The organism is Modestobacter caceresii (genome assembly GCF_000761485.1).
GTDB lineage: Bacteria > Actinomycetota > Actinomycetes > Mycobacteriales > Geodermatophilaceae > Modestobacter > Modestobacter caceresii.
In genome coordinates this window covers 19,364-31,772 of the sequence record NZ_JPMX01000012.1, presented here as the reverse complement: position 1 = coordinate 31,772, position 12,409 = coordinate 19,364, and the positions used below count along the sequence as shown (strand labels likewise).

General features: G+C 73.9%; 13 protein-coding genes. 9 read left to right on the top strand and 4 right to left on the bottom strand.

All coding sequences use genetic code 11. The features are described 5' to 3' along the window. The first annotated feature begins 11 nt into the window (after positions 1-11). From IN07_RS25605 to IN07_RS26615, 4 genes are all read left to right on the top strand, one after another. A complete protein-coding gene (locus IN07_RS25605) occupies positions 12-386 on the top strand; it encodes a DUF2784 domain-containing protein (protein WP_197058348.1) in 375 nt (124 codons plus the stop codon). 359 nt (positions 387-745) lie between these two features. After that, positions 746-1,000, top strand: a complete 255-nt coding sequence (locus tag IN07_RS04155; RefSeq protein ID WP_036333875.1) for a hypothetical protein — start codon at positions 746-748, stop codon at positions 998-1,000. Beyond that, on the top strand, positions 1,000-1,887 hold the full coding sequence (locus IN07_RS04150) for a hypothetical protein (RefSeq protein WP_036333874.1): 888 nt from the start codon (positions 1,000-1,002) through the stop codon (positions 1,885-1,887). Before IN07_RS04155 ends, IN07_RS04150 begins: the two co-directional genes overlap by 1 nt. Before the next feature lie 90 nt (positions 1,888-1,977). Continuing rightward, on the top strand, positions 1,978-3,537 hold the full coding sequence (locus IN07_RS26615) for a flagellin N-terminal helical domain-containing protein (RefSeq protein WP_036333873.1): 1,560 nt from the start codon (positions 1,978-1,980) through the stop codon (positions 3,535-3,537). Positions 3,538-3,544: 7 nt separating this feature from the next. Here the strand turns inward: IN07_RS26615 and IN07_RS04140 are convergent, their stop codons facing one another. Beyond that, positions 3,545-5,218: a bifunctional 3'-5' exonuclease/DNA polymerase gene (locus tag IN07_RS04140; RefSeq protein ID WP_081975168.1), complete on the bottom strand. Its 1,674-nt coding sequence runs from the start codon at positions 5,216-5,218 to the stop codon at positions 3,545-3,547. 35 nt (positions 5,219-5,253) lie between these two features. Next, a complete protein-coding gene (locus IN07_RS04135; protein WP_036333872.1) occupies positions 5,254-5,472 on the bottom strand; it encodes a hypothetical protein in 219 nt (72 codons plus the stop codon). 123 nt (positions 5,473-5,595) lie between these two features. Between IN07_RS04135 and IN07_RS04130 the strand changes: the two genes are divergently transcribed. Continuing rightward, on the top strand, positions 5,596-6,306 hold the full coding sequence (locus tag IN07_RS04130) for a hemerythrin domain-containing protein (RefSeq protein ID WP_036333871.1): 711 nt from the start codon (positions 5,596-5,598) through the stop codon (positions 6,304-6,306). Between the two features lie 77 nt (positions 6,307-6,383). After that, a complete protein-coding gene (locus tag IN07_RS04125; RefSeq protein ID WP_036333870.1) occupies positions 6,384-7,133 on the top strand; it encodes an enoyl-CoA hydratase/isomerase family protein in 750 nt (249 codons plus the stop codon). A gap of 60 nt (positions 7,134-7,193) precedes the next feature. On the opposite strand, the gene IN07_RS04120 is transcribed toward IN07_RS04125, so the two are convergent. After that, complete coding sequence (locus IN07_RS04120; protein WP_036333869.1) at positions 7,194-8,234, bottom strand: YihY/virulence factor BrkB family protein; 1,041 nt, start codon at positions 8,232-8,234, stop codon at positions 7,194-7,196. Positions 8,235-8,533: 299 nt separating this feature from the next. Between IN07_RS04120 and IN07_RS04115 the strand changes: the two genes are divergently transcribed. Further along, complete coding sequence (locus IN07_RS04115) at positions 8,534-8,713, top strand: hypothetical protein (protein ID WP_036333868.1); 180 nt, start codon at positions 8,534-8,536, stop codon at positions 8,711-8,713. Positions 8,714-8,789: 76 nt separating this feature from the next. On the opposite strand, the gene IN07_RS04110 is transcribed toward IN07_RS04115, so the two are convergent. Further along, positions 8,790-10,583 (bottom strand): acyl-CoA dehydrogenase, encoded by a 1,794-nt coding sequence (locus IN07_RS04110; RefSeq protein ID WP_036333867.1) that lies wholly within the window; start codon positions 10,581-10,583, stop codon positions 8,790-8,792. A 173-nt stretch (positions 10,584-10,756) separates the two neighbouring features. On the opposite strand from IN07_RS04110, the gene IN07_RS04105 reads away from it, so the two are divergent. Next, positions 10,757-11,227 carry a hypothetical protein gene (locus IN07_RS04105; RefSeq protein ID WP_036333866.1) on the top strand — a complete coding sequence of 157 codons (471 nt, stop codon included), beginning with the start codon at positions 10,757-10,759 and terminating at the stop codon, positions 11,225-11,227. Continuing rightward, positions 11,224-12,399 (top strand): zinc-dependent alcohol dehydrogenase, encoded by a 1,176-nt coding sequence (locus IN07_RS04100; RefSeq protein ID WP_036333865.1) that lies wholly within the window; start codon positions 11,224-11,226, stop codon positions 12,397-12,399. Before IN07_RS04105 ends, IN07_RS04100 begins: the two co-directional genes overlap by 4 nt. Positions 12,400-12,409 lie beyond the last annotated feature (10 nt).

The window sequence follows — 12,409 nt, the reverse complement described above, 5'->3', positions numbered from 1 at the left end:
ATGCTCTCCACGTGGCGAGCGGGCTGGCTGTGGTGGCCGCGGTGGTGGTCGCCATCGTGCACATGGGCTTCCTGGCCTACATCGTGTTCGGCGGGTTCCTGGCGCTGCGCAGGCTGGCCTGGCTGTGGCCGAGCATGGCGGCGACCTCCTACTCGGCCTACGTGACGCTGGCCGACTTCACGTGTCCCCTCACCACTCTGGAGAAGTGGCTGCTCGAGGTCGGCGGCAGGGCGCCGTACGCGGGCAGCTTCATCGCGCACTACCTGCACGACGTCCTCTACCCGGCGCAGTACGAGACGGCGGCCTGGCTGACCGCGATGAGCGTCGCCCTCGTGTCCTACGCCGTCGTGCTCACACGGTGGCGGCGGCGGTCCGCCGTCTTCTGACAGGCGGTCCTCCACGGCCGCTCCTACGGCGACCCCGCCCAGACCGGCGGCGGTGTCGTCTTCCCGGGGATGTGCCCGATGCCCACCGTGGAATGGCGTGCGCGACAGGCCGGAATCGCGCGCCGAATCGGGATGACCGAGGCCTGATCCGAGAAAAGGCCAGCTCAGCGGTGTGTCGATGTCGACAAGGCGGCTGCTGGCAGGTCGGTCATCGACCGTTCGGGTGCCCCGCACAACGATTCGGTGACGGGACCGTGATGACGGTGTGAAAGCGCGTCGTCCGGCGCGTCGGGAGCCCTAGCTTTCGGCATGTCCGCGGCACTTCCCCAGCCGCGACGGAATGCACCGAGGAGCCCCTTGTGACCGCCTTGCTCGATCTGGCACCCCGCCCGTCGTCCCGTTCCGTGACCCCGGCAGAGGAGGAGCTGGACCTGGCCGCCCTGCTCCAGCTCTTCGAGGCCGGCGTGGACGGCGAGGCCGACGTGGACGGCGAGGACGGGACGACGCCGGTGCACGCCTCCCTGCGGTCGTCCGCTGTCTCGCTCCTCCGGTGGGCCCAGGGCTCCTCGCGTCGGGCCGCGAGCTGGGGCGCCGTCCCCGGTGGGTGGCAGTGATGTTGATCTGGCCGGTGGTCGCCGTGGTCGGTTTCGTGGTGCTGGCCGCGCTCGTCGTGGCCCTCGCGCAGAGCTCGACCGCGCAGTACGAGTTCGAGCGGAACCAGGTGCAGGGCCAGCGCCAGCAGGCGCCGGCCGAGGCGGCGGTCCCGGTGGCGGTGGGCGCGGCGGCGGTGGGCGCGGCGGCGGTCGCCGGCGGTGCGGCAGTCCAGCCCCAGATCGCCGAGCCGGCCAACGCGGTGGCGGTGCAGCCGGTCCCGGCCAGCGGCATGGCGGCTCACCCGGCGGGCCGGCAGGGCGGCGCGCAGGGCACCCCGCCGGCCTGGTGGCTGGTCGAGGAGCAGGAGGACGGCGCCCGGGAACAGGTGCTGGCGGGCCCGTTCGCCGACCCGATCGAGGCCGACTGGCTGGCGATGTCGGCACCGGCGGGTGCCGGCCGGGCCGTCTACGGCGTGCTGCGCTCCGACGGCCGGTTGGTCCGCCGGCAGCTGCCGGCCGAGCGGGAGTGGCTCAGCGACCTCGGGGACCAGCTCGACCGGCTGCCGGAGGAGTGGGACGGGCCGCTGGCGGACGAGGACGAGCTCGTCTCGCTGGGGGTCGAGGTGACTGCGGCGCTGGTCGAGGCGGGGCTCCAGCTGCACGACTGCGCGGGGGAGGGCCCGGCCGGCGGCGTGTGCCTCACGCCCGAGCCCGGGCACCCGGGTGTGCTGGTCAGCTGGCACCAGCACGACCGGATGAGCCGCGACCACGTCCGCGGCGTCGCGGCGCAGGAGGCGGTGCAGCACACGATGAACGCCGCGATCGCCGAGTGCCTGCTGCAGCTGGGCTTCGACGTCCAGCCGTTCGGTGCAGCCGGGTGCTTCCTCGTGGCGGTCGACCCGCACTGAGCGACGGCGGCCCGGGGCGGCCACGCCCCGGGCCACTGTCACCCTCCCGCCGCACGGTTGCGGCGATCCCCCCGGCCATGAAGGAACAGCGTGGGTCTCACCGTCACCACCGGCATCGCGGCGATGAACGCCTCGCGCGTGCTGGCGACGAACGACCAGGCGCTGCGCACGTCGCTGGAACGGCTCTCCTCGGGCTTCCGGATCAACCGGGCCGCCGACGACGCCGCCGGGCTGACCCTCTCCGAGGGCCTGCGTTCCCGGATCGGGGGGACGACCCAGGCGCTCCGCAACGCCCGGGACGGCATCAGCGTCCTGCAGACGGCGGAGGGCGCGCTGCACGAGAGCGCCGCGATCCTGCAGCGCATGCGCGACCTCGCCGTCCGGGCGGCCAACGACGGGGCGGTGGACGCCGCCGGCAGGTCGGCCGTCCAGGCCGAGCTGAGCCAGCTCCGGGACGAGCTGGACCGGATCGCCGTCACCACCACCTCGCACGGCAACGCCCGGCTGGACGGCTCCTGGGACCGGGTCTTCCAGGTGGGCGCCCAGGTCGGCGAGACGATCGGGCTGCGCCTGGGCAGGGGCACGAACGCCGTCGCACTCGGCCTCGCGGACGTCGACGTCACCCGGGGCGAACCGGCGGTGCGGACGACCGCGGCGGTGGGCCCGGACGGCACAGACAGCCCCAGCGGCGCCGCGCTCGTGTTCGAGGGCGTGACCCTGGTGGCCGATGGCGTCGCCGCGCTCACCGGCACCATCTCGGTCGATGGGCGCACCCTCGACCTGGGAGCGGTGGCCCACCCCGATCCCGAGGGCGACGGCGTGACCAACGCCGAGGCCGTGGCCCACCTGAAGGCGGCCGCGCGGGCCGCCGGCTTCAGCTGGCCGCACGACCCGTTCCTGGACGACGGCGACGACCTGCTCTTCCGCGGCCCACTGCCCGCCGACGACGCGACGGCGGGCGACCTGGCCGCGGCCACCCCGGTGTACACACCGGTGACCGGCGCGCCGCCGGTCACCGTGTGGACGGTCCTCGCCTTGCCCCCGGACAGCCCGGCGGCCGGTTCGGTCGTCTTCCTCGATGCCGCCGCGGGCGGCCACGTCCCCCGGCTCACCGGCACGATCTCCGTCGCCGGCCGCACCCTCGACCTGGGCCGGGTGTCCCTCGTCGACACCACCGGCGACCAGGGCGTCTCGCTCGCGGAGGCGCTGGAGCAGCTGGGCGCCGCGGCCCAGGCGGCCGGCCTCACCAGCGGGGACGACGCCTTCACGGCCGTCGGCGACGACCTCGTGTTCCGTGGTCCCGTGCCCGCCGACGACGCGACCGCGGAGGAGGTGCTGGCGGCCAGCCCGGTGTACCGCCCCGCCGTCGGCGCCCCGGCCGCGATCCGCGCCATCGACCAGGCGATCGGGCTGGTGTCCGCTCAGCGGGCGGAGCTGGGGGCCGTGCAGAACCGGCTCGAGCACACGATCAGCAGCCTGGGGGTGGCCCTGGAGAACGCCACGGCCGCCGAGTCGCGGATCCGGGACACCGACATGGCCCAGGAGAGGACCCTCTTCACCCGCGGCCAGGTGCTGACCCAGGCCGGCACCGCGATGCTCGCCCAGGCGAACCAGTCGGCGCAGCGCGTCCTGTCGCTGCTGCAGGTCTGACCGGGTCTCAGTCGGCGTCGGCCCAGGACTCGACGACCGAGACGTCGAGCGGGAAGTCGACCGGGAACGAGCCGAACAGCAGCCGGCCGGCCTCCGCGGCGGCCTGGTGCACCGCCGCGGTCACCTCGTCGGCGAGGTCGGCGGGGGTGTGCACCACGACCTCGTCGTGCAGGAAGAACACCAGGTGCGGGCGGTCGGTGAGCCCGCCGGCGTCCCCGAGCTGCCAGAGCCGGTTGCGCAGGTCGGCCAGCCAGCACAGCGCCCACTCCGCACCCGTGCCCTGGACGACGAAGTTGCGGGTGAACCGGCCCCACGCGCGACGGTCGCGGGCCCGGTCCTCCGGCGGCACATCGTCATCTGACGGTTCCAGGGAGCGCTCGGCCCACGCGCCGGTCGGCGGGGGAGAGCCGCGTCCGAGCAGGGTGTGCACGACCTCGCCCCGCTCGCCGGCCCGGGCGGCCTCCTCGACCAGGCCGATGGCCCGCGGGTAACGGCGCGCCAGCCGGGGGAGCATCCGCCCGCTCTCGCCCCGGGTGCCGCCGTACATCGCGCCGAGCATGCCCAGCTTCGCGTCGCTGCGGCTCGGCACGGCGCCGCTGTCGACCATCGCCTGGTACAGGTCCGCCGCACGGGCGGCCTCGGCCATCGCCGTGTCGCCGCTCATCCCGGCGAGCACCCGTGGTTCCAGCTGGGAGACGTCGGCGACGACGAACCGCCAGCCGGCGTCGGCGACGGCCGCCGGCCGGATCTGCACCGGCACCGACAGCGCGCCTCCGCCGGAGGACGCCCACCGGCCGGTCACGACCCCACCGGGCAGGTAGGTGGGGCGGAACCGGCCGTCGCGCACCCAGCTGTCCAGCCAGGCCCAGCCGTTCGCCGCGAGCAGCCGGGCGAGCTTCTTGTACTCCAGCAGGGGCGGGATGCCGGGGTGGTCCAGCTGCTCCAGCGTCCAGGACCGGGTGTCGGCCACCGGCAGCCCGGCGGTCTGCAGCGCCCGCAGCAGCTCGCCGGGGGAGTCCGGGTTCAGCTGCGGCGCCCCCAGGGCCGTGCGGATCTCCGGCACCAGCCGTTCCAGCTCCGCCGGCCGCTGCCCCCGCAGTGGCCGTGGGCCCATCAGCTCGGTCAGCAGCCGGTCGTGGACGTCGGCACGCCAGGGCAGCCCGGCGTGCGTCATCTCCGCGGCCACCAGCGCACCCGAGGACTCCGCGGCGAGCAGCAGGGCCAGCCGGCCGCGGTGCGGCGATGCGGCCAGGGCCGCCTGCTGCCGGCCGTGCTCGGCGCCCGGGTCGAGCCGGTCGGCCAGGTCGTCGAGGGCGAAGAGGGCGTGGTCCTCGGCAGCGACCGGCGCGAGCGCGTCCCAGGCCGCGGCGTCGTCCCCGGCGAGGAACGCCTGGTCGACGAAAGGGGAGTGGCGCAGCAGCGCCCGGCTCAACCGCAGGTCGGAGCAGCGCTCGACCCGCACCCCGGCCGCCAGCAGCCCCGGGTACCAGCGGGTGGTGTCGTCCCAGACCCAGCGGGTCCGTGCGCGCTGCCGGACGAACCCGGGCAGCTCCTCCTCCGGGAGCCGCACCGGTGCACCGGCGCCGGCGAGGGCATGCGCCTCCACCTGACCGGGCGCCGGGCGGACCAGCAGCACCCGCTCCGGGACGCCGCCGTCCTGGACCGGACTGCCCGAGGTCACCGCGGCAGTGTGCTGGACGGGTACGACGCGATCGCTCAGCTGCCGTGCTGGCAGGCCGGGCAGAGCCCGGTGTCGTCCGGCACGTCCTCCACCGGCACCACCTGGACGTACGCGCCGCACAGGGCCGGCACGTCCTCGTGCGACTCCAGCGCCGGACGCCCGACGGCCGCGTCGACCGCGTGCAGCGGCCCGGCCAGCTTCTCGCCCACCGGGTCCTCCGCCGTCCGCCGGGCCCGCCCGATCACGTTCGCCATGTCCTCCACTCTCCCTCACCTGCGACGGGCGGGCTCGGCCGGCGCATGGGACGGACCGGTCCCGGGCAGGAGCAGGAGCGTCCCAGCCCCGGACGCCGCAGCGCCGCACGTCAGGAGTCCCCGATGCCGCGATCGATCGCCGACCAGACCGTCGAGGAGCTCGGCGGGCCGAACAGCGTCCTCGCCCGCCAGCGGGACGACCACGAGCAGCTGGACCGGCTGCTGCACGAGCTGGACGGCACCACCGGCACCGACCAGGAGCAGGTGCTGCGCCGGATCGACCGGCTGGTCTTCAGCCACGCCTTCGCCGAGGAGACCGTGCTCTGGCCGGTGATCCGGCGGGTGCTGCCCGATGGTGACACGTTGACCCGCCAGGTCGAGGAGGAGCACCAGGAGGTCAACGAGCTGGTCAGCGAGCTGGAGACCCTCCCGCACGACGACCCGCGCCGGGCTGCCGCGCTGTCCCGCCTGGTGGAGGTGCTGCGCGAGGACGTCCGGGACGAGGAGGACGTGATGTTCCCCCGCCTGCAGGAGGCCCTGGACGCCGACGCGCTGCGCCGGCTGGGCCGGCAGTGGCAGCTCGCCCGGCTGGTCTCGCCGACCCGGCCGCACCCGACGGTCTCCCGCCGTCCGCCGGGCAACGCACTCTCCGGGCTGCCGCTGTCGCTGCTCGACCGCACGCGGGACCTGGTCGATGCGGGTGTGCAGCACGCCCCCGCGCGGATCGCCCCGGCCGGCCAGGCGGTCAGCCGCAGGCTGGCCACGGTCGCCGGCTGGGTGGAGCGGGTGCCGCTGGCCCGCCGCGGTGACGACGGCCAGTCGACCAGCCGATGAGAGACGTCGCCGGCCTCGTGGTCTGATCGCAGGGACACGGCCGGCACCGCCGCCGGCCGACGACGCGAGGGAGTCGCATGTCCGGCAGCTCAGGCGAGGTCCAGCTCGAGGTCACCGACGGCGTCGCCGTCGTCACGCTCAACGCCCCGGAACGCCGCAACGCGCTCACCCCCGCGATGGCGGCCGAGCTGATCGCGACGTTCGACGAGGTGGACGGTCGGGACGATGTCGGCGCCCTCGTGGTCCAGGCGGTCGGGAAGTCGTTCTGCGCCGGCGGGGACGTGCAGACCCTGACCGACGCCGGCCGCGACCCGGCGGCGCCCGAGGCCTACGCCGGGATGGGCGCCATCTACGACTCCTTCTACCGGCTCGGCCAGGTCCGGGTGCCGACGATCGCCGCCGTCCGCGGCTCGGCGGTGGGCGCCGGGATGAACATGCTGCTCGCCGCCGACCTGCGGATCGTCGCCCGGGACGCCCGGCTGATCTGCGGCTTCCTCAAGCGCGGCATCCACCCCGGCGGCGGGCACTTCGTGCTGCTGTCCCGGCTGATCGGGCGCGAGGCGGCCGCGGCGATGGCGCTGTTCGGCGAGGAGCTGGACGGCGAGGCAGCGGTGCGGCTCGGCCTGGCCTGGGAGACCCACGACGACGACGCCGTCGAGGGCCGCGCCCGGGAGCTGGCCGCCCGGGTGGCCCGGGACCCGGCCCTGGCCCGGCTGGCGGTCGGCAACTTCCGCAAGGAGACCGGCCCGCCCGGGGTGAGCTGGGAGATCGCCACCCAGTTCGAGCGGCCCGCCCAGATGTGGTCGATGCGCCGGCCGACCGACTGAGCACGGACGACGGTCCCCGGTCCAGCTGGACCGGGGGCCGTCGTGGGTGTGCGGGGTGGATCAGGTGGTCTGCTGACGCTTCGGCTCTGCCCGGGCGTCGAGCTGGATCTCCTTGTCCGCGCGCGGCACACCGGCCTTCAGCTCCGTCGTCCGCTCCATCTCGGAGTCGAGCTCGATGCCGAACAGCAGCGCCAGGTTGATCAGCCAGAACCAGATCAGGAAGATCACGACACCGGCCAGTGCCCCGTAGGTGGCGTTGTAGCTGCCGAAGTTGGCCACGTAGAACGCGAAGGCAGCCGACGCGACGACCGCCACCAGGATGGCGACGCCCGCACCGGGGCTGACCCACTTGAACCCGCGCAGCTTCGCGTTGGGGGTGGCGTAGTAGAGGACGGCGATCATCAGCGCCAGCAGCACCAGGATGACCGGCCACTTCGCCCAGCTCCAGACGGTGAGCACGGTGTCGCCCAACCCGATGGACTGCCCGATCGCGTCGACGACCGGGCCGCTGAGCACCAGCATCGCCAGGATGAGCGCGGCGAACAGGATGCCGATCAGCGTGACCAGCAGCTGCAGCGGCTTGAGCTTCCAGATCTTGCGGCCCTCGCGGACCTCGTAGACCACGTTGGCCGCCCGGGTGAAGGCGCCCACGTAGCCGGAGGCCGACCAGATGGCAGCGGCGAGGCCGATGACCAGGCCGAGCCCGGCCGCACCCGGACTCCCCGCGATCTGCTCGATGACCGGGTTGAGCGTGTCGGCCGCCTGAGCGGGGACGACCTCGGTGATGGCGTCGGTGAGCTGCTGCGGTTCGGTGAGCAGGCCGACGATCGACACCAGGGCGGTCAGTGCGGGGAACAGCGCCAGCACGCCGTAGTAGGTCAGCGTGGCCGCCCAGTCGGTCAGCCCGTCCTCGCTGAACTCCTTGGCCGTGCGCTTCAGCGTCGCGCCGGTGCCCGTGCCGGTGTCTGCGCCGGTGGGCGCGAAGTCGGCCCGCTCGTGCGTGATGTTGTCGTCGTCGGGAGCGATGTCGCGCTCCCGGCTGTCCTGCGCAGTGTCACTGCGCGCCCCCTCCTGGGGGTCGCGCGCACTGGCTCCGGCCATTCGTGGCCTCCGGGGTGTGGCGCCGTCATTGTCGAGCGGTGGGTGCCCCGGCCCGACCCCTGGCAAGCCTCCAGCGGGGGAGAATCCGACACCGGGCGGTTCCCGGGTGGCGCGCGGGCCGGGTCCCCCCGACGTGCCTGGCCCTGCGCCCCACGGGGGTTGCGAGGAGCGTCACAGCTCTTTTGGGTGAATTCCGCGTACCCAGGGGTTCGCCGCGCGCCGGACCGGGCAGTGGACGCCGGACGGAAGTCGTCGGGCCCGTCCTGGCGAGTCTCGAAGAGAAGCATGGAGAGCGACAGATGGTGTTCTGGCCGGCGCTGACCCTGATCGGGTTCCTGGTCCTGACGGCCCTGGTCATCGCGATGGGCACGCAGTCCACCGCGCGGTACGAGGCGGAGAAGCGCGCAGCATCGCGGCCGCGCGCACGGCACGCTGCCGCGGAGAACCGCTCGCCGGTCCCCGCGAACGCCGCCTCCTGACCTCCCGGCGCCCACCGGCGCCGCTGGACTGTCCCACCACGGCGGTCCTCCTCCCGGAGGGCCGCCGTCGTCGCGTTCAGAACCAGTCGCTGCGCATCTCCAGGACCGTGGTGTCCAGCGAGGCCAGCAGGGCCAGCTGCGGGCCGACCTTGGGCAGCTCCCAGTGCTGGAAGTAGCGCGCGGCCTGGCGCTTGCCGGTGTAGAAGTCGCCGTCCCGGCCCTCGGTGGCCAGGGCCTGCTCCAGCCACAGCCAGCCGACGACGACGTGGCCGGCCGCCTCCAGGTAGACGCTGGCGTTGGCCAGCGCCACCTGCGGGTCGCCTTGGCCCCACAGCGTCGCGGTGACCGCGCCGAGCTGCTGCACCAGGCCGTCGAGCTGCTCGCCCAGGTCGGCCCACTGCGTGCCGGCCGCCCGGGCGGTGGTCGCCGTGATCGTCTCGCCCAGCAGGCTCAGGCCCGCCCCGCCGGACATGACGACCTTGCGGCCCAGCAGGTCAAGCGCCTGGACGCCGTGGGTGCCCTCGTGGATCGGGTTGAGCCGGTTGTCCCGGTAGAACTGCTCGACCGGGTAGTCGCGGGTGTACCCATAGCCGCCGTGCACCTGGATGGCCAGGTCGTCGGCGGCCAGGCACCACTGCGAGGGCCAGCTCTTGGCGATCGGGGTCAGCATCTCCAGCAGCAGGTGCGCCCGCTGCCGGTCGGCCTCGCCCTCGGCGGTGCGCTCCTCGTCGACCAGTCGCGCGCAGTACAGGCCCAGCGCCAGCCCGCCCTCGACGTAGGACTTGCCGGCCAGCAGCATCCGCCGCACGTCCGGGTGCTCGATGATCGGCACCGGCGGCGTCGCCGGGTCCTTGCCGGACAGCGGCCGGCCCTGGGTGCGGTCGCGGGCGTAGTCGACGGCGTGCAGGTACCCGGTGTAGCCCAGCCCGGTGGCGCCCATCCCGACGCCGATCCGCGCCTCGTTCATCATGTGGAACATGTAGGTCAGTCCGCGGTGCTGCTCGCCGACCAGGAAGCCGACGGCGCCGGGCTGCCCGCCGGGGGTGTGCACGCCCTCGCCGAAGTTCAGCAGGGTGTTCGTCGTCCCGCGGTAGCCCATCTTGTGGTTCAGGCCGGCCAGCACGACGTCGTTCCGCTCGCCGAGCGACCCGTCCTCGCCGACCAGGAACTTGGGCACGATGAACAGTGAGATGCCCTTCACCCCGGCCGGGCCCCCGGGCACCTTGGCCAGCACCAGGTGGACGATGTTCTCGGTCAGCTCGTGGTCCCCGGCCGAGATCCACATCTTGTTGCCGGTCAGCCGGTAGCTGCCGTCGTCCTGGGGCTCGGCGCGGGTGGTGATGTCGGCGAGCGACGACCCGGCCTGCGGCTCCGACAGCGCCATCGTGCCGAACCAGCGCCCCTCGGCCATCGGCGGCACGTAGGTCTGCACCTGCTCCGGGGTGGCGTGGGCGACCAGCAGGTTCGCGTTGGCCATCGTCAGGAACGGATAGGCCGAGGTGCCGATGTTGGCGGCCTGGAACCACACGTGCACCGCCTGGTTCACCACCGCCGGCAACTGGAGCCCACCGAGCTCCTCGGGCAGCGCGGCGGCGGTCATCCCCGCCTCGGCGAAGACCCGCAGCGCCGCCGCCACCTCCGGGATCAGCACGACCTTGCCGTCGACGACGTGCGGCTCGTTCTCGTCGGCCTTGCGGTTGTGCGGGGCGAACTGCTCGGTGGCGATCTGTTCGGCCAGCTCCAGGACGGCGTCGAACGTCTCCCGCGAGTGCTCGGCGAACCGCTCCCGCTTGGTCAGCGTTTCGACCTGCAGCCATTCGTGCAGCAGGAACTCGAGGTCGCGGGGGGACAGGACGAGCGACGAGCGCACGGGGGGCTCCTTGACGACGGCGGTGTCGGCGGGGCGGATGGTCGACCCCCGTCCAGGTTAAGCGCGCACCGCTGGACGCAGACGGTGCTCGGTGACCAGCCTCGGGTGGTCCCCGTGCAGCGTGTCGCACTGTCCGTGGTTGGCCGCCCCGCGCAGCCGGGTACCCGCGCGCCATGCCCCTTTCAGACATCCTGGCCCGGGCGGCCGGGCTGGCCTCCGAGGCCGGCAGCGGCGCGCTGAAGCAGCTCCAGCACGTCCGGCTCCCCGGGGTCGGTCAGGCCTCCGCCACCGACGACCCGCAGACCGCCGCCCGGCGCTGGCGGGCGGTCACCGTGCTGACCGATCCCGACCAGCTGCGCTCGGCCACCCCGGCGCCCCTGACCAGGTTCGGCGATCGGGTGGAGATCCGGGTGACCCCGGCCCCGGGAGACCGCGGGGCCGAGCTGGCCGCCCGTTTCCGCGAACCCGTCGGCGAGGACGACCTCGGCGAGCTGCGGTCGGCGCTGCGCGAGGCCAAGCAGCGGATCGAGACCGGTGAGGTGCTGCGGAACGAGCCGCAGCCGCACGGTCACCGCAAGCAGACCCCGCAGGGGGAGGCCCTCGACGGGATGGTCGAGCGAGCACCGAAGGAGGGCGTGCTGTGAAGGCCGCGACCTGGACCGGCGTGAACGAGGTCTCCGTCGAGGAGGTGCCCGAGCCACAGCTGCTCAACGACCACGACGTGATCCTGAAGGTCACGCAGTCGGTCACCTGCGGGTCGGACCTGCACCTGCTGGGCGGCTACATCCCCTTCATGCGGGCCGGCGACGTGCTGGGCCACGAGTTCATCGGCGAGATCGTCGAGGTCGGGTCAGCGGTGCGGCACCGCAAGGTCGGCGACCGCGTGGTCGGCGCTCCGTTCGCCGCCTGCGGGAACTGCTGGTACTGCGAGCAGGAGCAGTACTCCCTCTGCGACAACGGCAACGCGAACCCCGGGATCACCGAGGGCCTGTGGGGGCAGAGCCCCGGCGGCTGCCTCGGCTACTCCCACGCCATGGGCGGCTACGCCGGCAGCCACGCGGAGTACATCCGCGTGCCCTACGCCGACGTCGGCACCTTCGTCGTCCCCGAGGGCATCTCCGACACCCGGGCGCTGTTCGCCTCCGACGCGGCCTCGACCGGCTGGATGGGCGCCGACCTGGCCGGCACGGAGCCCGGCGACGTCGTGGCCGTGTGGGGCGCCGGCGGCGTCGGCCAGATGGCGGCCCGGGCCGCGATGCTGCTCGGCGCGGAGCAGGTGGTCGTCGTCGACCGCTTCGCCGAGCGGTTGCAGCAGGTCCGCGAGCACGTGGGCGCGGAGACCATCGACTACTCGAGCACCGACGTCCTCGCCGAGCTGCGCGAGCGGACCGGTGGCCGCGGGCCCGACGTCTGCATCGAGGCGGTCGGCATGGAGGCGCACAGCTCCGGCGCCGCGGGCGTCTACGACCAGGTCAAGCAGCAGCTGCGGCTGCAGACCGACCGGCCCACCGCCCTCCGTGAGGCGGTCATGGCCTGCCGCAAGGGCGGGAGCATCTTCACCCTCGGGGTCTTCGCCGCGATGGTGGACAAGTTCCCGCTGGGGGCGTTGATGAACAAGGGCATCACCCTCCGCGGGGCACAGGTGCACGCCCAGCGCTACATCCCCGAGCTGCTCGAGCGGATGGAGCGGGGCGAGCTGACCACCGAGCACCTGGCCACCCACGTGCTGCCGCTGAGCGAGGCGCCCCGCGGCTACCAGATGTTCAAGGACAAGGAGGACGGCTGCGTGCGGGCCGTCTTCACCCCCGGCGGCTGACGAGCCCGTC